The 20,074-nt window shown below is 69.4% G+C and carries 20 protein-coding genes; 13 read left to right on the top strand and 7 right to left on the bottom strand.

Annotated features, from left to right (window positions below; all coding sequences use genetic code 11):
- The first annotated feature begins 4 nt into the window (after positions 1 to 4).
- Both AB0B61_RS05365 and AB0B61_RS05360 read left to right on the top strand, forming a co-directional pair.
- Positions 5 to 280 carry a 4a-hydroxytetrahydrobiopterin dehydratase gene (locus AB0B61_RS05365; protein WP_358428330.1) on the top strand — a complete coding sequence of 92 codons (276 nt, stop codon included), beginning with the start codon at positions 5 to 7 and terminating at the stop codon, positions 278 to 280.
- A 71-nt stretch (positions 281 to 351) separates the two neighbouring features.
- Positions 352 to 1,158 (top strand): hypothetical protein, encoded by an 807-nt coding sequence (locus AB0B61_RS05360; RefSeq protein WP_358428327.1) that lies wholly within the window; start codon positions 352 to 354, stop codon positions 1,156 to 1,158.
- Positions 1,159 to 1,287: 129 nt separating this feature from the next.
- Here AB0B61_RS05360 and AB0B61_RS05355 read toward each other — a convergent pair whose 3' ends face one another.
- The gene (locus AB0B61_RS05355; RefSeq protein WP_358428324.1) at positions 1,288 to 2,685 is read right to left on the bottom strand and encodes a M6 family metalloprotease domain-containing protein; all 1,398 of its coding nucleotides are present in this window, start codon (positions 2,683 to 2,685) and stop codon (positions 1,288 to 1,290) included.
- A 139-nt stretch (positions 2,686 to 2,824) separates the two neighbouring features.
- On the opposite strand from AB0B61_RS05355, the gene AB0B61_RS05350 reads away from it, so the two are divergent.
- Both AB0B61_RS05350 and AB0B61_RS05345 read left to right on the top strand, forming a co-directional pair.
- Positions 2,825 to 3,925 (top strand): low temperature requirement protein A, encoded by a 1,101-nt coding sequence (locus tag AB0B61_RS05350; protein ID WP_358428321.1) that lies wholly within the window; start codon positions 2,825 to 2,827, stop codon positions 3,923 to 3,925.
- The gene (locus tag AB0B61_RS05345) at positions 3,922 to 4,251 is read left to right on the top strand and encodes a nuclear transport factor 2 family protein (protein ID WP_358428318.1); all 330 of its coding nucleotides are present in this window, start codon (positions 3,922 to 3,924) and stop codon (positions 4,249 to 4,251) included. The genes AB0B61_RS05350 and AB0B61_RS05345 overlap by 4 nt, the downstream gene beginning before the upstream one ends.
- A gap of 59 nt (positions 4,252 to 4,310) precedes the next feature.
- Here AB0B61_RS05345 and AB0B61_RS05340 read toward each other — a convergent pair whose 3' ends face one another.
- The 3 genes from AB0B61_RS05340 to AB0B61_RS05330 form a co-directional block, all read right to left on the bottom strand.
- Positions 4,311 to 4,682, bottom strand: coding sequence for a hypothetical protein (locus tag AB0B61_RS05340; protein ID WP_358428315.1), 372 nt, complete (start codon positions 4,680 to 4,682; stop codon positions 4,311 to 4,313).
- Positions 4,679 to 5,233 (bottom strand): MarR family transcriptional regulator, encoded by a 555-nt coding sequence (locus tag AB0B61_RS05335; RefSeq protein WP_358428312.1) that lies wholly within the window; start codon positions 5,231 to 5,233, stop codon positions 4,679 to 4,681. Before AB0B61_RS05335 ends, AB0B61_RS05340 begins: the two co-directional genes overlap by 4 nt.
- Positions 5,234 to 5,301: 68 nt before the next feature.
- Positions 5,302 to 6,552: a serine hydrolase domain-containing protein gene (locus tag AB0B61_RS05330; RefSeq protein WP_358428309.1), complete on the bottom strand. Its 1,251-nt coding sequence runs from the start codon at positions 6,550 to 6,552 to the stop codon at positions 5,302 to 5,304.
- A gap of 280 nt (positions 6,553 to 6,832) precedes the next feature.
- On the opposite strand from AB0B61_RS05330, the gene AB0B61_RS05325 reads away from it, so the two are divergent.
- Genes AB0B61_RS05325 through AB0B61_RS05315 form a run of 3 tightly spaced genes read left to right on the top strand, consistent with a single transcriptional unit; the run spans position 6,833 to position 9,359 of the window.
- Positions 6,833 to 7,549: a VanZ family protein gene (locus tag AB0B61_RS05325; protein WP_358428306.1), complete on the top strand. Its 717-nt coding sequence runs from the start codon at positions 6,833 to 6,835 to the stop codon at positions 7,547 to 7,549.
- A gap of 9 nt (positions 7,550 to 7,558) precedes the next feature.
- On the top strand, positions 7,559 to 8,236 hold the full coding sequence (gene vanR-Sc, locus AB0B61_RS05320; protein ID WP_358428303.1) for a VanSc-type vancomycin resistance response regulator transcription factor VanR: 678 nt from the start codon (positions 7,559 to 7,561) through the stop codon (positions 8,234 to 8,236).
- A gap of 28 nt (positions 8,237 to 8,264) precedes the next feature.
- Positions 8,265 to 9,359 (top strand): HAMP domain-containing sensor histidine kinase, encoded by a 1,095-nt coding sequence (locus AB0B61_RS05315; RefSeq protein WP_358428300.1) that lies wholly within the window; start codon positions 8,265 to 8,267, stop codon positions 9,357 to 9,359.
- 97 nt (positions 9,360 to 9,456) lie between these two features.
- Here the strand turns inward: AB0B61_RS05315 and AB0B61_RS05310 are convergent, their stop codons facing one another.
- Both AB0B61_RS05310 and AB0B61_RS05305 read right to left on the bottom strand, forming a co-directional pair.
- Entirely contained in the window at positions 9,457 to 10,416 is a 960-nt protein-coding gene (locus AB0B61_RS05310) for a pirin family protein (protein ID WP_358428297.1), read from the bottom strand.
- A gap of 204 nt (positions 10,417 to 10,620) precedes the next feature.
- Positions 10,621 to 12,234, bottom strand: coding sequence for a serine hydrolase (locus AB0B61_RS05305; RefSeq protein ID WP_358428294.1), 1,614 nt, complete (start codon positions 12,232 to 12,234; stop codon positions 10,621 to 10,623).
- Between the two features lie 187 nt (positions 12,235 to 12,421).
- Here AB0B61_RS05305 and AB0B61_RS05300 point away from each other — a divergent pair, with 187 nt between their 5' ends.
- Both AB0B61_RS05300 and AB0B61_RS05295 read left to right on the top strand, forming a co-directional pair.
- Complete coding sequence (locus tag AB0B61_RS05300) at positions 12,422 to 14,164, top strand: histidine kinase (protein ID WP_358428292.1); 1,743 nt, start codon at positions 12,422 to 12,424, stop codon at positions 14,162 to 14,164.
- Positions 14,157 to 14,849, top strand: coding sequence for a response regulator transcription factor (locus AB0B61_RS05295; RefSeq protein ID WP_358428289.1), 693 nt, complete (start codon positions 14,157 to 14,159; stop codon positions 14,847 to 14,849). The genes AB0B61_RS05300 and AB0B61_RS05295 overlap by 8 nt, the downstream gene beginning before the upstream one ends.
- 32 nt (positions 14,850 to 14,881) lie before the next feature.
- On the opposite strand, the gene AB0B61_RS05290 is transcribed toward AB0B61_RS05295, so the two are convergent.
- A complete protein-coding gene (locus tag AB0B61_RS05290; RefSeq protein WP_358428286.1) occupies positions 14,882 to 15,727 on the bottom strand; it encodes a fused MFS/spermidine synthase in 846 nt (281 codons plus the stop codon).
- 74 nt (positions 15,728 to 15,801) lie between these two features.
- On the opposite strand from AB0B61_RS05290, the gene AB0B61_RS05285 reads away from it, so the two are divergent.
- The 4 genes from AB0B61_RS05285 to lat all read left to right on the top strand — a co-directional run bounded on the left by AB0B61_RS05285 (position 15,802) and on the right by lat (position 20,028).
- The gene (locus AB0B61_RS05285; RefSeq protein WP_358428283.1) at positions 15,802 to 17,289 is read left to right on the top strand and encodes a penicillin-binding transpeptidase domain-containing protein; all 1,488 of its coding nucleotides are present in this window, start codon (positions 15,802 to 15,804) and stop codon (positions 17,287 to 17,289) included.
- 92 nt (positions 17,290 to 17,381) lie between these two features.
- A complete protein-coding gene (locus tag AB0B61_RS05280; protein WP_358428280.1) occupies positions 17,382 to 18,029 on the top strand; it encodes a hemolysin III family protein in 648 nt (215 codons plus the stop codon).
- A gap of 102 nt (positions 18,030 to 18,131) precedes the next feature.
- Positions 18,132 to 18,665: an HdeD family acid-resistance protein gene (locus AB0B61_RS05275; protein ID WP_358428277.1), complete on the top strand. Its 534-nt coding sequence runs from the start codon at positions 18,132 to 18,134 to the stop codon at positions 18,663 to 18,665.
- Between the two features lie 76 nt (positions 18,666 to 18,741).
- Positions 18,742 to 20,028 carry an L-lysine 6-transaminase gene (lat, locus tag AB0B61_RS05270; RefSeq protein WP_358428274.1) on the top strand — a complete coding sequence of 429 codons (1,287 nt, stop codon included), beginning with the start codon at positions 18,742 to 18,744 and terminating at the stop codon, positions 20,026 to 20,028.
- The last annotated feature ends 46 nt before the right edge of the window (positions 20,029 to 20,074 follow it).

Raw genomic sequence — 20,074 nt, 5'->3', positions numbered from 1 at the left:
GCTCATGGACGTCGACAGCAAGCTCAATGACCTGCCCGAATGGCGTAGGGAGGGCGAGGAGATCCGGCGCACGATCACCGCGCCCGACTTCCCCACGGCCATCCGGATCGTCGACGAGATCGCGGTCCAGGCAGAAGAGATGAACCACCATCCCGACATCGACATCCGGTGGCGCAAGCTGCACCTCACGCTGACCACCCACGACAAGGGGCGTCTCACGGAGAACGACTTCACCCTGGCCGCACTCATCGACGGGATCGCCGCCAAACACGGTGCGTAGTTGGCCGGTTACTGGTTAGAGTGGTGGCCCCGTGAGCCTGGCCAGGGCTCGTCATCGCTTTGGGGGTTCCCATGCGCCTGCCCACGCCCACCATCGCCTCCGTCCGCTCACTGCGGGCGCGCGCGTCCGCCCGCCGGTCCCGCGCGCTGCTGAGCCCCGGATACCCCGACTTCGTCATCGTGGAGCAGTCCGCCGCCCCGCGCGACACCGACCGCGCGACTGCGTGCGACACCGTCGCCGGGACCGACCGCACGACTGCGCGCGACACCGTCGCCGGGACAGCCCGATCAGGCGACACCGCGCGTGGGGCCGCTCGCCCGCTGCGGGCGCGGTCGGCCGCGCTGCTGCTCGCCCTGGCGGTCGCGGGCTGTGCGCAGAGCCCGGCCGATCCCGAGGCCGACGCGCCCGTGGGAAACGCCGTCCACAGCTCCGATGCCGCCGCGGCGCCCACCACGCTCACGGGCGCCGGAGTGTTCAAGCCGCGCACCACGATGGCCATCGTCTACAACCGCAAGCTGGTGCCCAAGGGGGCTCAGGCCAGCGTGACCGCCGAGTCCGCAAGCGGCAAGACGGTGACCTCGCTGGTGGTGGAGGGCCTGGTGCCCAACCACCGATACGGCGCCCACCTCCATGTCGCGCCCTGCGGGAAGGGTCCAGCCGACGCGGGGGCGCACTTCCAGCACATCGCCGGCCGAGCCGATGCCACCAGCGAGGTGTGGCTGGACCTGAAGACGGACGGCTCCGGCGCCGGGCGCGCCACCGCCCGCCACGACTGGCCGCTGACGGGCGCCATGCCCCACTCCCTGGTCCTCCACGCCAGACCGACCACCCCCTCCGAGCAGCCCGCCCCGCGCATCGCCTGCCTCACACTCAACTGAGCGTCTCGTTCACCGGCGCCGTCACATTTACCGGCGCCGTCACGTTCACCGGTGCCGTCACGGCAGATGCTGGGCGGTCGCGGCACTCGCCCAGCATCTGCCGTAGCCGACCTCCGTCATGGACGGCCCCTACGGGCTGACCACGACGTCGATCGTCATCTCCTCGTCTCCTGGCGTGCCGGAGACCTCGATGGTCACGCCGGTCCATCCGCCCCCGGGCAGGTCGAGCGGGGGCCTGGTGTCCCGGCCGATGCTCGCGTTGCCCTGATAGGGATACAGATCGTTGGCGTCGCCCCTGTTCCCCAGGCTGCCGATCTGGGCGAGCTGGCGCAGGCCGTCGGCCTGCATCAGCTCGATCGCCAGCCGCCGCTCGTTGTCGACGTTGGGAATGGCCTCGTCCACGACGTAGACCGCGATGCCCTGGTCGGGCAGGAACTCGTCCTGGCCCCGCTTGCGGCGGTATTCCACGACGATGTACTGCGAGTCCTTCATCGTCCGATCGTTACGGACGACGACGAAGTCACCGCCCTCGGCCACCGGCCGGAGCGCGATGCCGTGGGTGGTCTCGGTGACCAGCCGCGGGGTGACCCAGTCGTGGAACATCCGCAGCATGCTGGTCGGAAACACGGGCGTGACGCCGCGGTTGCCCCACGAGCCGGCCGCCATCAGGCAGAAGTTGCCCAGCCCGTGTGACTTGGCGCCGGTCTGCGCCCGGTCGGTGTCGTAGTAGTCGGCCCAGCGCGCCGCCAGGTGCCCCCACTCGTGGGCGCAGACGCCGACGTTGCAGTCCTCGGGCACGGTCAGGAAGGTGTTCACCTTCAGGTCGGGCCCGACCGTGATGGGATCGTCGCCGACGGTCCATTTCAGGCTCCAGATGTACTGCAGCCCTTCGGCGTCGGCGAAGGTCTCCGCGCCCGGGCCGGCGTGCACGACGAACAGCGCGGTGACCTGGTGCTCGTCGAGTACGTCGTACGAGGGGTCGAACTCGACACCCGCCGCCAGAGCGGCCTGTACGGCGTCCCGCGCCATGCCCTGGGCGTTGCGCGGGAAGTGGTCCTCGTCCAGCCCCGACTTGTTGTTGGCGTAGAAGGCCAGCGTCTGCGGCAGCCGGAACCAGCCGAACACCTCGCCCTGCACGTCGATGCCGTGGTCGTCGCCGAAGCCGCTGACCTTCCGGTAGAAGTCGCGCATGCTGCCCGGCTGGGTGCCGAACAGCAGCCGCCTGAAGTGCTCCGTGTCGTGAGCCGGATCATGCGGCCGGTCCTCGAAGTCGACCAGCAGCACCAGCGTCTTGATGACGCCCTTGAGCTTCTTCGGCGGCCGGTTGATCAGGCTCACGTCGGGAGCCCGCGGGGTGAGGTTGCCGTCATCCAGACCTGCCGAACGCGGCCCACGCCGTTCGGAACGCCATATGGCGTAGTAGTCCTCGAACGTCAGGTGCTCGGGCAGGAGCCCGGCCGCCTTCAGCTCGTAGAAGCGGGTCTCCAGCTTGGCCAGCGCATCCGGCGCTAATGGAACGAAGTGCATGGTGTCCCCCCATCGTCCGTCCTTCCGTGAAGGTAGGACGGATAATGGGGGCTGTCCTGAGTACCCCCTACTCAACCGATGCCGCGCGCACCAGACCTCCAGAGCGACATAATTACACGATTACACGTGGGAGGTATCGGTGAGCAGGAGTTGGCAGCCGCCTAGGTTACGGCTGTTCGAGGGAACGCAGCGACGGGCCACCTGGCTGGAGCTGCTCTATGACCTGGTGTTCGTGGTGGCCGTGGCCGAGTTGGCCGATGTGCTGGCCGAGGGGACCGAACCGGGGCGGATTCTGGCGTTCATCGGGCTCTTCGTTCCCCTCTGGTGGGCCTGGGCGGGGTACGTGTTCTACGCGAACCGTTTCGACACCGATGACGTGAGCCACCGTCTGCTCGTACTGCCCCAGATCCTGGCCATCGGGACGATGGCCGCGAGCGTGGGCGACATCGAGCAGCGTTCCGCGCTGTTCGCGCTCTCCTATGTGGCGGTACGGATCCTGCTCATCGTGGCCTACCTGCGCGCCGGGCGGCATGTGCCCGAGGGGCGGCCGCTGACCAGCAGCTATGTGGCCGGGTTCACGGTGTCGGTGGTCATCTGGACGGCGTCGCTGGCCGTAGAGCCGCCGCTGCGCTATGTCCTGTGGGCCGTCGCCATGGTGATCGACCTGGCCACGCCGCTCCTGGCGCGGCGGCACCAGGGCACGCTGCCGCCGCAGAGCGAGCACCTGCCCGAGCGGTTCGGACTGTTCGTGGTGATCGTGCTGGGCGAGGTCGTCGCCGCGGTGGTGGTCGGGCTGAAGAGTCACGCGATCACGCCGGGCACGCTGCTGATCGCCCTCGCGGGCATCGCGATCGCCATGGCGTTCTGGTGGCTGTATTTCGGCCACATAGACGAGTCCGTGGTGCTGCGTACTCAGCTTGCCGGACAGGTCTGGGTCTACTCCCATCTGCCGCTGTCGCTGGGACTGATCGCGTTCGGCATCGGGATCGAGCACGCGATCGCCCACCCGGGCACGGGCTGGGCCGTCGGGGTGCCCGCCGCGGTGGTGTTCGTCACCCTCGGCCTCCAGCATCTGTGCTCCGGCGACCGGCTCGCGACCGGCATCCGCGTGGCGGCCGCCGTACTCACGCTCGTCACCTCCGCGCTCCCGGCCGCGCTGGCGCTCCCCTTGATTCTGTTGTACGGCGGGGCGCAGGTCGCCTACGATCTTCGCCGTCCCCTGCCCGGAGGAGAGGCATGACCGTCATGGAGCTGTTCGACCGCCAGCTGGCCGCGATCGCGGACCGGGACCTGGAGGCGTTGCTGGCGCAGTACCACGAGGAGGCCATGGTCGTCCGCTTCGACCGCGTGGCCAGGGGTGCGGCGGAGATCCGTGAGCTGTTCGGCGCCTATCTGGCCGCCGAGCCGCAGGTCGTCGAGGTCATGTCGGTCCAGGCGGTGGACGACGTCATCTTCTACAACGCCCTCATGACCATCGCCGGCAACAAGGTCACCACGTTCGGGACTCTAGTGATCAAGGACGGCAGGATCTGGCGCCAGACCGCCGCCGCCCTGCCGTCCCCTTGACCGCACCCAGCCTCCTGACCGCGCCCGCCCCTTGACCGCGCCCAGCTCGTCAGCTGAGCTCAGCCCATCAGCTGCCTCATCGGCTGCCACGGCGTGGCGTCGAAGATCAGCATGATGGCGGCGATCCGGCCGTCGACGAGCCGGAAGTGCTCGGCGGTGCGCTGGGTGCCCACCGGGGTGGCGGTGTGCACGTCGTAGACGAGTGTGGCCTCCGACTCGCCATAAAGCTCGCTGATCAGGTCGACCCCCGTGACCACCTGGACGAAACCGGTGATCCCGGCCAGGTGGCCGGTGGCGTCGTCGGAGCTCATGAGCGGGCTCCGGAAGCTGAACCCGTCACCGACGAGCGCGGCGGCCGTGGCCACGTCGCCGCGGAAGCGCGCCTCGTGATAGCCGCGTACGACCTCACGTGTCTGGTTCGCGCCGCTCATGAGGCACCTTCCAGGTACTGCGCGAGCCGGTGCTGATTGTCGGCCACCCGCAGGCACAGGTCACGGAACCGGGTCACCTCGTCGGCCGAGAAGTCCATGAACATCGCCGTCATCGCCCGCTGCGACGGCTCGCTGAACGCCTTGATCCAATCCCGCCCCTCGGCCGTGATCTGGGCCAGGACCGAGCGTCGATCCCGCTGGTCAGGGACCCGCCGCACCAGACCTTCACGCTCCAGCGTGTCGACCAGCCCCGTCACGTTACGGGAGCTGACACCCGCGGACTGGGCCAGCTCCCCGATGCTCACCCCATCCCCATCGGTGGCGCCGAGCCGCATCAGCAGGTCCATCGCGCCGGAGCTCAACCCCCTGCCCTGGCTGCCATGAGCGCGCATCCGCTCGATGGCATGGAAGGCGGTGCGAACGGCGGCCGCGGCCTCCAGCGCGGCGGTGTCGCCTCCGCCGGTGAACTGCCGCATGGCGGCCCTGGCCGCGGGATCGAAGAGGCTTCCGTCGGGGTCAGCGTCGAAATCTGATTTATGTACGTTCTTCATGATAAATGAGCACATTAGTACGTACTTCACGACTTGTCGACCGGTCCATGCTGCGCCGTGCCCGCGCGTCAGCCGCCGCCTGGCGGGTTGACCGGCGCGCCGGTGACGGCCTCAGCCTCCCGCAGGCAGATGTCCAGTAGCGGCGCGCCGTCACAGTTACTGAGGATGACGCCGACCCAGCCGGTGTCCCGGTAGATGCTCCAGTTGGCGCCGATGCCACCGGCCCCGCCGCCGCGCCCGATCACCCACTGGCCGTTGATGATGCTGATCGGCATCGTGTACGCCGCGTACGACGTGGGCTCCGGGCCGGGGAGCTTGGCCCCGGCGAACAAGTCGACGTAGGGCCGGTCCAGCACCGTGCCGTCGCGCAGCGCTTCCGCGAACCGGACCAGGTCCGGCGCGGTGGCGAAGCCGTCGCCCGAGGCGTAACCGATGAAGCCGCGGCCCGGATTCCTGCCTTGTGTGTTCGGGTCCAGGCTGCCCTTGTCCAGGTTGCGGACGGCGTCCACCAGGCTGCCGTCGGCCTGCAGCATGTACGGGTGCGCGATGTGCTTGTCGGTGAGCCACTGGTCCCTGGTGTAGAACGCGGAGCCGCTCATGCCGGAGCGCCCGAAGACATGCTGATGCACGTAGTCCCAGAACGTCATGCCGGACACCGCCTCCACGATCAGCGCCGCCATGGCCAGGCCGACGCCACCGCCGGGAAGGTGGCCGTTGGACCCCGCGCCGGGGACCCCCACCAGCGTCGCCTGCCGGGCCCACTGCTCTTTGTACTCGTGCACCTCCTCCCGGCTGTGGAAGACGCGTTGCCAGTCCGGCATCGGGGCGTCCAGCCCGGAGGTGCTGGTGAGCAGGTGATGGATGGTCACCTTATCGGCGATCTCCTTGGGGAAGCCCGTCAGGTGTTCGCCCACCGGGTCCGACAGAGCCACCCTGCCCTGCTGCACCAACTGCAGGACGGCCACCGATAAGAAGGGCTGGCTCCCCGAGGAGAGGTTGAACGCGACGCCCTCGTGATTGCGGATCCCCTTCTCCCTGTCGGCCATGCCGTAGCTGCGCGACAGCACCGTCCGGCCCTGGTACGCCAGCAGCACCACGCCGGAGAACTTGTCCTCGGCGGCCAGCTTCGCCACGTACCGGTCGTAGGCCCCGCCGGGCTGGGTATCCGGCGGGATCCGGTCGTGCCCGGATGAGTCGGCGTGGCCGATCCTGGCGCCTGCCAACGGCGCGCCGGCCGCCACCACGCCGGCGGCGGCGGCGAGCCCGCCCCATTTGACCAGCCGCCGCCGGTCGATGCCACGTACCGAATCGGAGTCCATGATCACAATCCTTTCCCGGTCGACCAACCTGGCGCTGACAGTGATGCGCTGTGGTCGGTGCCGCCACTGAAGACGAATGACTGTTGCGGTGGCGTATGCGATTTTCGATACGCCCGCGATACTCCGAATCCCCGCGCATGCTGGAGCGGCACGTGCGGGAGATCCGCGCCTGCATCGCCGCGGCGGACCAGGCGGATCGCGGCTGCCGAGACCGCGTGTATCGCGGACGTATGGAAAATCGCATACGCCACCGCAACGGCCCTCCGGCTTCGATGAGGGCATGAACCACAGCGAATCCCTGTCAGCACCGTCCCGCCGTAGGCGCGGGATCGTGCTCCTGAGCCTGGCGATCCTCGGCATGGCGTGCGCCGCGTACGTGGTGCGGCGGCCGCTCATGATGTCCGCCCCGAGGTGCATGGCCGGGCGGTGGCACGGCTGCCTCGACACGGAGAACGGTGTGGTGCTCATGACGCTGGTCGCGCTGCCGGTGGCCGCGCTGGTGGTGTGGGCTCTGGCGCGCCGCCGGTGTGCCGCCGGCGTCCGATCGGCGTGGCGGATGTCGCTGGCCGAGGTGGGCATGGTCTACGGGACGGTGCCGTTCGTATGGATGACCATGATGCCGGGCCCGGGGGCCGGCATCGTCCCCGGCCGGGTGAGCCTGGTTCCGCTGCGGGACCTGCTCACGATGGGATCTTTCGGGATCGGCGCCAACCTGCTGATCTTCGCGGCGCTGGGCTTCTTCGCTCCGATGCGTTTCGCGGCGCTGGCGTCAGTGCCGCGCATCCTGGCGCTCGGGGCGAGCTGCTCGATCCTGGTCGAAACCGCACAGTACGTCCTGCGGCTGGACCGGGTGTCCTCGGTGGGACGACGTACTGGTCAACGCCGCCGGCGCCGCGCTGGCCGCGCTGGCCTCGCGCCACTGGTGGCGCACCACGGCGGAGGTGGCAGGCTGAGTCCTGTGTCCTGTGTCCAGTACACGTTTCTTTTCTGGTCATAGGCTTCAGGCATGCGCGTACTGATCGTTGAGGACGAACCCTACCTGGCAGAAGCCGTCCGTGACGGTCTGCGGCTCGAGGCGATCGCCGCCGACGTCGCCGGCGACGGCGACACCGCGCTGGAACTGCTGAGCATCAACGCCTACGACCTCGCGGTCCTTGATCGCGACATCCCGGGCCCCTCCGGCGACGAGATCGCCACCCGCATCGTCGCCTCCGGCAGCGGCATGCCCATCCTCATGCTCACCGCTGCAGACCGGATCGACGACAAGGCCTCGGGGTTCGAACTCGGCGCCGACGACTACCTCACGAAGCCCTTCGAGCTCCAAGAGCTCGTGCTCCGTATCAGGGCGCTCGACCGCAGGCGCGCCCACAGCAGGCCACCCGTGCGAGAGATCGCGGGTCTGCGTCTGGATCCGTTCCGCCGCGAGGTCTACCGCGACGGCCGCTACGTCGCGCTCACCCGGAAGCAGTTCGCCGTACTCGAGGTTCTCGTCGCCGCCGAAGGGGGTGTCGTCAGCGCCGAAGAACTCTTGCGGCGCGCATGGGACGAGAACGCGGACCCGTTCACCAACGCCGTACGCATCACTGTTTCGGCACTGCGCAAACGGCTCGGCGAACCCGGGATCATCGCCACGGTGGCCGGGGTCGGCTACCGCATCGACACAGCACCCGGCACCGCACGCTAGGAAGGAGACCGTGAACAGGGCGCCTGGCTTGAGTGTTCGCCTCAAGCTCACCCTCAGCTACGCCGGATTCCTCATGCTCGCGGGTGTCCTGCTGCTCGCCACCGTGTGGGTGTTCCTCCTGCGCTACGTACCCGACGCACCACGTGGAGGTCTCGGCCGCGGCTCACACGGACCCCACGTACCGCTCCTTTCGAGTCCCACCCGCGACGACCTCCTGCGGGCCTTCGCTCCGCGGGCGGGCCAGGCGTTGGTGTTCCTGCTGGTGTTCGGACTCGTGGGAGGGTGGATTCTCGCCGGCCGCATGCTCGCACCACTCACACAGATCACGGATGCGGTACGGATGGCCGCGAGCGGGTCGCTTTCCCACCGGATTCGCATGAAGGGCCGCCAGGACGAATTCCGTGAACACTCCGACGCGTTCGACTCGATGCTCGAACAACTCGAGTCTCACGTCGCCGAGCAGCAGAGGTTCGCCGCGAACGCCTCCCACGAACTGCGTACCCCGCTGGCGATCTCGCGGACGATGCTCGACGTCGCCCGCAAGGACCCCACTCAGGACCGGGACGAACTCATCGAACGTCTACACGCCGCCAATACGCGGGCGATCGACCTCACCGAGGCCCTCCTGCTGCTCAGCCGGGGCGAGCGCGGACATTTCACCCGCGAGAGCGTCGACCTCTCCCTCATCGCCGAACAAGCCGCCGAAACGCTGCTTCTCCTCGCCGAACAGCGCCGGATCACGCTGGACGTCACCGGCGGGGCGGCCCAGACCGACGGCTCCGCCGAGCTCCTGTTGCGCATGGTGACGAACCTTGTCCAGAACGCCATCGTCCACAACCTCCCCGCCGACGGCACCGTGACGGTCCACACCGAGGCGCACGGCGACACGAGCGTGCTGCGGGTCGAGAACACGGGTCGCCGGCTCCCACCGGAACTGATACCGACCCTCATCGTTCCGTTCCGGCGCGGAACGGAACGCGTACGCACCGACGAGCACGCCGGCGTCGGCCTCGGCCTGGCCATCGTGCACAGCATCGTCCGCGCCCACGACGGGACCCTCGACCTCGTCCCCGGCCCCAACGGCGGTCTCTTGGTCACGGTCCGGCTTCCCGGCACGCCGTAGGATCCTCCCCGAGCGGGGCCTGAAAAGCCGCTGCACTTGATGGCGCCTGCTCAATAGCGGCCCGCCTAAAGCGGGCCGCTCCATGCGATTCCCGAAATCAGGCGGCGGGAATGGAGCCCAAGCGGCCCGCCTGATAGTCCTCGAAAGCCTGGGCCAGCTCGGCGCGGGTGTTCATGACGAACGGGCCGTAATGGGCCACCGGCTCACCGATCGGCTGACCGCCCAGGACGATGACCTCCATGGTGTCCTTCGCCGACAGCGTGATCGTCTCGCCCGACGTGGTCTTCCCGGGACGGTCGCCGAAGCCGTCGAACACGGCCAGCTGGCCGCTGACCAGCGGGCGCCGCTCGGTCCCGACCGTGCCGCGTCCCGACAGGACGAAGGCGAGGGCGTTGAAGTCCCTGCGCCACGGCATCGTGAGCCGCGCACCCGGGCTGATCGTGGCGTGCAGCAGGGTGATCGGCGTCTGGGTGCTGCCGGGGCCGGTGTTCCCGGCCAGGTCGCCCGCGATGAGGCGGACCAGGGCGCCGCCGTCGTGGCTGCTGAGCAGCGCGACGCTGGAGCTCCCGATGTCCTGATACTTCGGGGCGATCATCTTCTTGGCGCCCGGCAGGTTCACCCACAGCTGGATGCCGTGGAACAGCCCGCCCTGCTGCACCAGCCACTCCGGCGGCGCCTCCTTGTGCAAGATGCCGGCGCCGGCGGTCATCCACTGGGTGTCACCGTTCGTGATCGTGCCACCGCCTCCGTTGGAGTCGAGATGCTCCATCACGCCGTCGATCATGTACGTGACGGTCTCGAAGCCGCGATGCGGGTGCCACGGGGTGCCCTTGGGCTCGCCGGCCGCGTAGTCGACCTCTCCCATCTGGTCCATCATCACGAACGGGTCCAGGTACTCGGGCTTGATGGCGGCCAGGGCGCGGCGTACCGGGAAGCCCTCGCCTTCGAAGCCGCTCGGCGCGGTCTCCACGGCGAGCACCTTGCGGCCCTGCGCCTCGGCCAGCGGCTCCGGCAGGCGGGGCAGGCTGAGCGGGTTCTCTACGGTGACGGCGGGCATGTCGGGCTCCCTTCGGCGGAATCTGCTGTGCTCAACCAAGTTGAGATTTCAACTATTCCACGTGAGCGGTCCCGGCCGCCAGGAGCCCGGACTCGGCCGTCGGAAGCCCCACCTCAGGACGCCAAGAGCCCAGGCTCAGGATGCCGAAGGGCCCAGGGTCCGGGCGCCGAAGGGCTCGGGTTCAGGGCGCCGAAGGGCTCGGGCTCAGGACGACTTGAGCAAGGCGAAGGCGCCCCGCGAGAGGGCGACGAGCTCCTCGTACACCTGGTCCTCCGAGAGGGCGGCGGACGGGTCGGAGGCCAGGGCCGTGACCATGAAGGTACGCCCGGACGGCGTGCGGGCCAGGTAGCTCAGGTCGAGCACGCCCGGCTCGGAGCCGCCCTTGTACCAGACGGTGGACCACTCCTTGGCCGGTAGTTTGATCCCGCCGGTGTTCTGCGACATGATCTCGCCGATCCGCTTGTCACGGCTCTTCGCCAGCCCCGCGTACGCGCGGCAGATGTCGGCCGGAGAGCCGAACCACTCCACGGTGTCCAGCTCGCGCGGCGCCGCCCACGCGGTGATGCTGGACAGCGGGAGCTTGTCGACGACCGCCGACAGGTAGCCCCGCCGCCCGGCCGCGTCACGCGACAGGAACTCCTTGGAGTGTCGCGGGTAGTCGGCGCCCTTGAGCGCGAACAGCTCCCTGGTGGTCAGGAACGGCGTGTTCCGCTTCACCTGGCCGTGCCAGGCCCGTACGCGGTCCTCGACCGCCGTGCGGCCGGCCTGATGGAGCAGCAGGTCCGCGCCCGTGTTGTCGCTGATGGCGATCATCAGCTTGGCCGCCTCCAGCACCGGCACCCGGCTGTTGTCGGGGCGGTCCTGGAGTTGGCCGCTGGGCAGGCTCTTCAGCTCCGGCTTGATCGTCATCGCGGTGTCCCACGAGAGCCTGCCCTGCTCGATCTTCTTGGCGACGGCCCCGAGGACGTACAGCTTGAACATCGAGCCGAGCGGGCGCGCCTGCCCGCCGGCGATGGCGTGGACCGGGCGGCAGGTGCCATCGGGCTTGACCTCGGCGGCGAGGAACCCCACGCGGGCCGCCGCCTTGCGCGCCCGCCGATCCAGCTCGTCCCAGCTCGTGGGGGAGGGCTGAGGAGTGGCCGGTTCGGTGAACCGCACGCCGTTGATCTTGCCCGTGGCGTCCACCGAGAGCGTCAGCTTGAGCGTCTGGGCACCGACCACCACATGCGCGATCAAAGCGGTGGGCGCGGCTCCAATGATCTTCTGCAACTGGATCCCGCGCAGCCCGGCCAGGGTCTCGTTGACCTTGTCCGCCGGGATCTGCTCCAGGAACGCCGGGGCGAAGTGCTCGGCCAGCTCGGCCTGTCCGATCGGCGTCCTGGCGGGGGCGTCGAGCAGCCAGCGCAACTGCTGGCCGACGGGCGTGCCGGGAATCTCCACGGTGGGCGCGGTGGTCGCTGAGGGAGCACTTGGAACGTTCCCAGCAGCGGCGGAGACCGTGAGCTGGCTTGCGGCGGCCACGGACGAGCTCGTGTCGCCCGCAGGCCAGTTCGCGGCGATCCCGGACACGCTCGTCATGCCCGCAAGCCGGTTCGCGGCGACCTCAGACAGGCTGGTGACGGCCGCAGGCCGGTTCGCGGCCACCCCAGGCGGGCTGGTGGTGGTCCCTGCCGCGCAGGCGGTCAGTGACACGGTCACGGCGGCGGCCGCGACGGCGAGAGCGGGCTTCGAGGGGGAGGACTTCAAGGGGGAGGACTTCAAGGGGGAGGACTTCAGGGAGGAGGACTTCAGGGAGGAGGACTTCAGGGAGGAGGACATGGTGGCTCCTTCGACTTCGACTTGGATTTCGACTCGGCCCCAGGTGGAACACCCGCCTCCCACTCAACAGACCTCGTCCTACATATCCCACCTGGTGAGCCGCCGTCTTGAGTCTGCGGATAACCGCACCGAGTATGCGGTTATCCGCATAGACGCAGCCCACCGCCCCCCGCGACGATGGGGCCTTATGAGTTCCAGGTTGGTGGCCGGGCTGCTCGCGGCGATCGCGGCCGCGGGTGTGACGGCGGGCGCGCTGATGGAGAGCGGCCTGCCCGCCCCTCCGACGCAGTGGGCGTTCATCGTCATCGGTCTGGTCCTGCCGGCACTCGGCTGGCTGCTGGCGGTCCGCCGGCCGCGGATCCCCTATGTCTGGCTGCTCCTGGCCACGGCGGTCTGCCTGGGTGTGGGCACCTTCGGCGTCGGCCTGAGCCAACTCGACGTGGCACCGGCGGTCGTCCGCGTGCTGGTCGCGCTGTTCGCCGTCTACTACGGCCTGTTGTGGATCTTCGTCCCGCTGCTGTTCCCCGAGGGCCGGCTGCCGTCGCGCCGCTGGCGGCCCGTCGCGTGGATCGGGGCCGTGGCGATCATCGTCCACTTCACCGGCAACCTCCTGATCGGCCCCATCCCCTCCGCCAGGTCCGGCCCGCTGACGCCGGTCGACTCGGCCGACCTGGTGGCCGGGCTCGCGTCCGCGGTCGGCCAGTTCGTCACCTGGATCATCACCCTCGTCGTGCTCGGCGGGCTGGTGGTCCGCTGGCGGCGGGCCGGAAGCGGCGAGCGTGGCCAGTACGCCTGGATGGTCGCCGGAATGACTGTCAGCATCGCCGGGTTCGTGCTGCTCTCCTTCTTCATCTTCGGGCACGCCACGCCGCTGACCGGGGTGGTCGGCGTGCTGGTCCTGCTGGGGTCGCTGCCGGTGGCGATCACGGTCGCGGTCGTCAGGCACCGGCTGCTCGACGTCAGGATCGGGATCAGGGGCTCGCGGCTCCACGTGGTGTTCGACGTACGGCCGACCGTGGGCGAGATGCTGACGAGCCTGGGCACGGCGTTAGAGGAGACGCCGGAGCCCGTGGAGCAGCTCGGCAGGCTCGCGGCTGCCGTACGCGATGGGTTGGAGGTCAGGTGGGCGGCGGTCACGCTCGCCGACGGCACCCGCGTGGTCGCCGGGCGGGAGGAGGGCGGCGCGGCGCTGACGCTGCCCGTGCGGGGCGGTCTGGGGCGGATCGAGTGCGGGCCCAGGGACGACGAGCGCCTCACCGCCGCCGACCGCCGGCTCCTGGAGGCGCTGGCCGTGCCGGCGGGGCTCGCCATCCAGAGCGCCGGGCTGGCCGGACGCCTGGTCAACGCCCAGGAGGCCGAACGCCGGCGCATCGAACGCAACATCCACGACGGCGTACAACAGCAACTCGTCGCGCTCATCGCCGGGCTGGAGCTGGCCCGCGCGACCGGCGGCGGCCCCGACATGCTCGCCGAGCTGCGCGAGCAGGCCCGCCAGACGCTCAACGACCTGCGCGAGCTGGCCGCCGGCATCCATCCCAGCTCGCTCAGCCAGGGCGGCCTGGTGGAGGCCGTGGAGGAGCGCTGCGCCCGGCTGCCGGTGCCGACCACGGTAGCCGCGAGCAGGGAGTTGCGCGCCCAGCGCTTCCCCGACGAGGTGGAGGGCGCGATGTACTTCACCGTGAGCGAGGCGGTGACTAACGCGCTCAAGCACGCGGCCGCCACCAAGATAGAGGTACACCTGGCGCGGGCGGACGGCCGCCTGCGCGCCACCGTGACGGACGACGGGCGGGGCTTCCATCCGCAGGCCGTCCGCCGCCGGGGGCTGGCCACGCTCGCCGACCGGCTCGACGCGCTCGGCGGCGGGCTTGATCTCGACAGCGGGCTAGGAGAGGGGACACGGATGAACGCCTGGGTGCCGGTCGATGCCTGAGCGGATCCGCACGATCGTGGCCGACGACCACTACCTGGTACGTGAGGGCACCCGGCGGCTGCTGGAGACCTCGGGCGAGGTCCTGGTCGTCGGCGCGGTGGGCAACGCCGACGAGCTCGTCGACGCCGCGCGCAGGCTCGGCCCCGACGTGGTGATCACCGACATCCGGATGCCGGGAGGGGAGTGGCGCCAGGGGTTCGAGGGCATCGACGCCGCCCACCGCGTCCACGCCGACCATCCGGGCGTCGGGGTCGTGGTGCTCTCGCAGTTCTCGGACGCGCTGTTCGCCTTCGAGCTGTTCAAGCACGGCACCGAGGGGTTCGCCTACCTGCTCAAGGACAGGGTGGGCGACCTCGACGAGCTGCTCGGCGCGATCAGGGCTGTCGCCTCTGGCGGCTCGGTCATCGACCCCAAGGTGGTCGAAGGGCTGCTGGCCAGGCGTGACGTGCGGGGCGAGCAGGAGGCGCTGACGCCGCGCGAGCGCGACGTGCTGCGTGAGATGGCACATGGCCGGTCCAACGGCGCCATCGCCCGGGCGCTGCACCTGTCGGTCTCGTCGGTGGAGAAGAACGTCAACTCCATCTTCGCCAAGCTCGGCCTGGAGAACAGCGGCGACGTCCACCGCCGCGTCGCCGCGGTCCTGGCCTACCTGGGGCCTGAGCGAGGGGCCGCCCCTGGGGTCTGAGCGAGGGCCGGCCCGGGCCCTGAGCGCGGGCCTCAGCCGAAGACGGCCGGGGGTGGAACCGGGGCCAGTACCGCGTCGCCGTCCTTGATCGGGTGGGCGCCCGCGACGAAGTTCGTCAGCGCCTCCCCGTACACGCACCTGGCCTGGGTGAGGCCGCCGGCCGCGCGGCGGGTCAGTTGGTCGATCGGCAGCTCGGCCCGCGAGGCGGCGACGATGAGGTTGCCGAAGCGGCGCCCGCGCATGACGCCCGGCTCCGCCAGCAGCGCGACATGCCGGAACGTCCCCTGGACCGTCGCCACGAGCCGCCTGGCGAAGGCCAGGCCCTTGCCGTCGGCCATGTTGATCAGCAGCGTGCCCGACGGGCGCAGCACCCTGGCGATGTCGCCCATGTACTCCGTCGTGGCCAGCTCGACCGGCATGGTGGCGCCGGAGAAGGCGTCGAGGACCAGCAGGTCGGCCGAGTCGTCCCAGACCTTGGCGGTGCCCTCGCGCCCACCCTGGACGATCACCTTCAGCCGTGGCACGGACCGCAGGTCGAGCTGCTCGCGGATCAGGTTGACCAGGAGCCCGTCGGGTTCGAGGACGATGTGCCTGGACCCAGGCCGGGTGGCCGCGACATAGCGTGGGATCGTGCACGCCCCGCCGCCCACGTGGACGCAGGCGAGCGCGCCTTCCGGAAGAAGGTCGATCACGTCCGCCATAAGCCGTACGTACTCGAATTCCAGATATGTAGGGTCTTGTAAGTCAACGTACGACTGAGGTACGCCATCCTTGGACAGTACCCAGCCGTCCTGCCTATCCAGGTCCCGGAGCAGTTCGATCTCGCCGAACGTCACCGGGTAGAGGCCGGGCATCGGCTCCCGCTGTCCTCGTGCCACGATGATCCCCTCCTGGGAGTAACCGTATGCGACGACGAAGGCTGATTGTGCTTGTTATCGCCGTTGTTGCGGTAGTGGGTGCAGGTGTCTTCGCGATAGTGGTGTCCAAGCGGGTCAAGGGCAGCGCCGCGCAGACCTCGGCCGCCTACTTCGCGGCGTGGCAGCGGGGGGACCTGGGGGCCATGGCCATCCTGGTCTATCAGCCGCCCGCGGACTTCATCACCCGGCACCGGTCGTTCTCGGACGAGCTGCATGTTCAGGACATCCAGTTGCGGCCCGGGACCGTGAAGAGCACGGGGGAGACCTCGGCCGAGGTGCCGTTCACCGGGAGCAGGACGCTGAGCGAGTTCGGGGCGTGGCCGTTCAGCGGTACGTTGCGGCTGGCCGTGCGCGACCGGACCTGGAAGGTGCTCTGGACGCCCGAGACGCTGGATCCCCGGCTCAAGGACGGGGGCACGGTGCGGCTGGCCGAGTTCGACGGGCCCGCGGTCGAACTGGTGACCAGCGAGGGTGACAAGATCCCCAACGACAGCTACGCCGAGTCCTATCTCGCCGAGCTCAAGCCCGAGTTCGACGAGGTGAGCCAGGGGTGGGCGCTGGAGACGGCGCTGCCGGGACAGCAGGCGCGGCGGCTCATGACCGTAGAGCCCAAGGTGAGCCTGGAGCGTACGACGCTGTCGCGCTCGGTGCAGGCGGCGGCCGCGCGAGCGCTCGACGGGGTGCGGGACGCGTCGATCATCGCGATCCGGCCCAGCACCGGCGAGGTGCTCGCGGTGGCCGATCGGCTGGAGGGCAACTACAGCGCGTTCCGCGACTTCTTCCCGCCCGGGTCCACGTTCAAGACGATCACGGCGGCGGCGCTGCTGGAGTCGGGCCTGGATTTGGCGGCGGAGGTGGACTGCCCGGCCACGTACACGGTCCCGAACTTCAGGCCGATCAAGAACGCGGGCGAGCAGGCGCACGGCCGCGTGACGTTCGCCGACGCGTTCGCGTACTCCTGCAACACCACGTTCGTGCGCGAGGCCGTCAGCCGATTATCGGGTGACGATCTCGTCGAGACCGCCGCGAAGTGGGGGTTCGGCGGCGCCAAGCTGGCCACGGGCCTCGGCGGCAACTGCGGGCGGATGGACCCGCCGGACGGCACGAACGAGCTGGCGGTCGACTCCTTCGGCCAGGGCTCGGTGGAGGCGACCCCGCTGTGCATGGCGATGGTCGCGGCGGCGGTCGAGAGCGGCACCCTGCGCGTGCCGCGCATCCTGTCCAAGGCCGCCGCCGAACGGATCGACGGCCCGGCCGCCAAGCCGGTCGACCTCGACGAGGGGACGGTCGCGGCGCTGCGGGAGATGATGGCCGCCGTCGTCGACCACGGTACGGCCGCCGCCGCCGGACTGCCCGCGGGCGTGTCCGGCAAGACGGGTACGGCCGAGGCCGCCGGCGGGCGGGAGCACGGCTGGTTCATCGGCTACCGCGACGACCTGGCCTTCAGCGTCTTCGTGCGCAACGGCGGCTCGGGCCGGAGCGCCGCGCTCCCGGTCGCGGCCCGCTTCCTCAACGGGATCTAACCGTTGACCCGGCTGATTCAGGGGCTATGACCTTCGTCTCGTCGAGGGTCCACACCCTCAACGGGGCCATAACCTACGGTACCGTAGGTTATATGACGACCATCACCGCGAAGCCGAGGCTACGAGGCTGGTTGCACACAGGAGCGCTGCCCGTGACGCTGGTCGCCGGGTTCGCGCTCGTGGCGCTCGGCCCCACCCTCCAGGCCCGTCTCGCGTCCGCGATCTACGCGATCACCTCGGGTCTGCTCTTCGGCATCTCGGCCACCTACCACCGGGGCACATTGGGCCCCCGCCTGGCGGAGGTGCTGCGGCGCTTCGACCACGCCAACATCTACCTGATCATCGCGGGCACCTACACGCCCTTCGCGCTCCTCGCGCTCGACGGGGCCGCCCGGGTGGCCGTCCTGGCGGTCATCTGGGGTGGCGCGCTGTCCGGGGTGCTCTTCCGGGTGTTCTGGATGGGCGCGCCGCGCTGGCTCTACACGATCCTCTACCTGGCGCTCGGCTGGACCGCGATCTTCGTGATGCCGCAGCTGATCGCGGGCGCGGGCGTGGCCGCCGTCGTGCTGGTCGCCGTCGGCGGCGTCTTCTACAGCGCCGGAGCCATCGTGTACGGTCTGCGCCGCCCGGACCCGGCACCCGGCTGGTTCGGCTACCACGAGGTGTTCCACGCGTTCACGATCGCCGCCTACCTGGTCCAGTACATCGCGGTGTCGATCGTGGTCTACTCCCACGTCTAAAGCGACTGCTCGGTCAGGTGATTTCGCCCCGTCGGTGGCGAGTTACCGAGTTTTGACCGCGCTGTGGTCTGCTTTCGTGATCGATCGGGAGATCACACCAGTATGGAGCAAATCGCACGCAACTGGTGGCTCGTCCTGATCCGCGGCGTTTTGGCGGTGATCTTCGGCATCCTGGCGCTGATCTGGCCCGCGATCACGCTGCTCGTGCTCGTGATCTTCTTTGGCTCGTACGCCATCGTCAGTGGGCTCTTCTCGGTGTTCTCCGCCTTCCGGCATGGAACGGACTCCCGCGTCTGGCTCATCATCTCCGGCATTCTCGGGATCCTGGCGGGGATCATAGCTTTCGTCTGGCCGGGCAAGACATCCCTGATCCTGCTCTTCGTGATCGCGTTCTGGGCGATCCTCAGCGGAGCGTCGGAGATCGTCGCGGGCGTGCAGATGCGCAAGGTGATCGAGAACGAGTGGATGCTCATCATCGGCGGGATCCTGTCCATCGTCTTCGGTGTCCTGCTGCTCATCTGGCCCGGCGCGGGACTCCTCACCCTGGTCTGGCTGGTCGGGATCTTCGCCATCCTGTACGGCATCGCGATGATCGTGCTGTCGTTCGAGGTAAAAAAATTCGCCCATGCCACCTGAATTCCGGAAATTTTCCGCATAGACATAGGTTCACCTGGGAAATGTACGCCATGTCTGGCTTCAACGTGGAGGTGACATGGACGTACACGACCGCCTTGCCCGCCATCTGCTCGTCGACGGTTACCGGCTCGTGCTCGATCTGGAGCACAGCCAAGGCTCCTGGCTCGTCGACGCCGGAAACGGCCGCCGATACCTTGACTTCTACACGTTTTTCGCCAGCGCCCCGCTCGGCGTGAACCCGCCCTTCGAGCCGGAGTTCGTCCGGCTTCTCGGCGAGGTGGCCCGCAACAAGCCCGCCAACTCCGACATGTACACCGGCCACCTGGCGGACTTCGTCGAGACCTTCTCCCGCGTCCTCGGCGACCCCGAGCTGCCCCACCTGTTCTTCGTCGAAGGCGGTGCGCTGGCCGTCGAGAACGCCCTCAAGACCGCCTTCGACTGGAAGAGCCGCCGCAACGAGGCGGCGGGCCGTTCCCGCGATCTCGGCACCCAGGTCATGCACCTGACGAAGGCCTTTCACGGCCGCAGTGGCTACACCTTGAGCCTGACCAATACCGAACCAGGCAAGACCGACCGTTTTCCCCAGTTCCGCTGGCCGCGCATCGACGTACCCGCCGTACACCTGGGAGACGTCGAGGCCGCCGAGGGGCACGCGCTCGCCCAGGCGCGCGCCGCCTTCGAGGCGAACCCGCACGACATCGCCTGCTTCATCGCCGAGCCCATCCAGGGCGAGGGCGGCGACAACCACATGCGCCCGCAGTTCCTGCAGGCGATGCAGCAGCTGTGTCACGAGTACGACGCGCTGTTCATCCTGGACGAGGTGCAGACGGGCGGCGGCACCACCGGCACCCCCTGGGCCTACCAGCAGCTCGGCCTGGCGCCGGACATCGTGGCCTTCGCGAAGAAGGTTCAGGTGGGCGGCATCATGGCGGGCCGCCGCGTGGACCTGGTCCCCGACAACGTCTTCCAGGTCAGCGGCCGGATCAACTCGACCTGGGGCGGCGGGCTGGTGGACATGGTCCGCTCGCGCGGCCTCCTGGAGATCGTCGAACGCGACGACCTCATCCCGCGCGCCGCCACCCTCGGCACCCTCCTGGTCGAACGCCTGGTCAAACTGCAGGCCGAACACCCGGACCTGGTCTCCAACGCCCGGGGACGCGGCCTGATGTGCGCGTTCGACCTGCCCGACGGGGCCGCACGCGACGCGCTGGTCACGCGGCTGCGAGACGAGGCGGGGGTGCTGCTCCTGGCCTGCGGCCCGCGTTCGGTACGCCTCAGGCCCGCGCTCAACATCCCGGAATCCGACCTGGAACACGGCCTCACGGCCATCTCGGCGACCCTCCCCCTGATGGCCCGGGCTTAGACCACCGATCCGTCGACACGCGGCGACGCCCACACGGGCGTCGCCG

Origin of the sequence: Nonomuraea sp. NPDC049158, assembly GCF_040648335.1 — a bacterium.
Lineage (GTDB): Bacteria > Actinomycetota > Actinomycetes > Streptosporangiales > Streptosporangiaceae > Nonomuraea.
Note: the sequence above shows the minus strand (reverse complement) of the source record. Positions and strands in the feature narration are given on the sequence as shown.

Excerpts from the sequence above, each read along its gene's own strand:
- AB0B61_RS05365 (WP_358428330.1), top strand. The coding sequence starts at position 5 with ATGGACGTCGACAGCAAGCTCAATGACCTGCCCGAATGGCGTAGGGAG.
- AB0B61_RS05360 (WP_358428327.1), top strand. The coding sequence starts at position 352 with ATGCGCCTGCCCACGCCCACCATCGCCTCCGTCCGCTCACTGCGGGCG.
- AB0B61_RS05355 (WP_358428324.1), bottom strand. The coding sequence starts at position 2,685 with ATGCACTTCGTTCCATTAGCGCCGGATGCGCTGGCCAAGCTGGAGACC.
- AB0B61_RS05345 (WP_358428318.1), top strand. The coding sequence starts at position 3,922 with ATGACCGTCATGGAGCTGTTCGACCGCCAGCTGGCCGCGATCGCGGAC.
- AB0B61_RS05340 (WP_358428315.1), bottom strand. The coding sequence starts at position 4,682 with ATGAGCGGCGCGAACCAGACACGTGAGGTCGTACGCGGCTATCACGAG.
- AB0B61_RS05335 (WP_358428312.1), bottom strand. The coding sequence starts at position 5,233 with ATGAAGAACGTACATAAATCAGATTTCGACGCTGACCCCGACGGAAGC.
- AB0B61_RS05330 (WP_358428309.1), bottom strand. The coding sequence starts at position 6,552 with ATGGACTCCGATTCGGTACGTGGCATCGACCGGCGGCGGCTGGTCAAA.
- AB0B61_RS05325 (WP_358428306.1), top strand. The coding sequence starts at position 6,833 with ATGAACCACAGCGAATCCCTGTCAGCACCGTCCCGCCGTAGGCGCGGG.
- vanR-Sc (WP_358428303.1), top strand. The coding sequence starts at position 7,559 with ATGCGCGTACTGATCGTTGAGGACGAACCCTACCTGGCAGAAGCCGTC.
- AB0B61_RS05310 (WP_358428297.1), bottom strand. The coding sequence starts at position 10,416 with ATGCCCGCCGTCACCGTAGAGAACCCGCTCAGCCTGCCCCGCCTGCCG.
- AB0B61_RS05305 (WP_358428294.1), bottom strand. The coding sequence starts at position 12,234 with ATGTCCTCCTCCCTGAAGTCCTCCTCCCTGAAGTCCTCCTCCCTGAAG.
- AB0B61_RS05300 (WP_358428292.1), top strand. The coding sequence starts at position 12,422 with ATGAGTTCCAGGTTGGTGGCCGGGCTGCTCGCGGCGATCGCGGCCGCG.
- AB0B61_RS05295 (WP_358428289.1), top strand. The coding sequence starts at position 14,157 with ATGCCTGAGCGGATCCGCACGATCGTGGCCGACGACCACTACCTGGTA.
- AB0B61_RS05280 (WP_358428280.1), top strand. The coding sequence starts at position 17,382 with ATGACGACCATCACCGCGAAGCCGAGGCTACGAGGCTGGTTGCACACA.
- AB0B61_RS05275 (WP_358428277.1), top strand. The coding sequence starts at position 18,132 with ATGGAGCAAATCGCACGCAACTGGTGGCTCGTCCTGATCCGCGGCGTT.
- lat (WP_358428274.1), top strand. The coding sequence starts at position 18,742 with ATGGACGTACACGACCGCCTTGCCCGCCATCTGCTCGTCGACGGTTAC.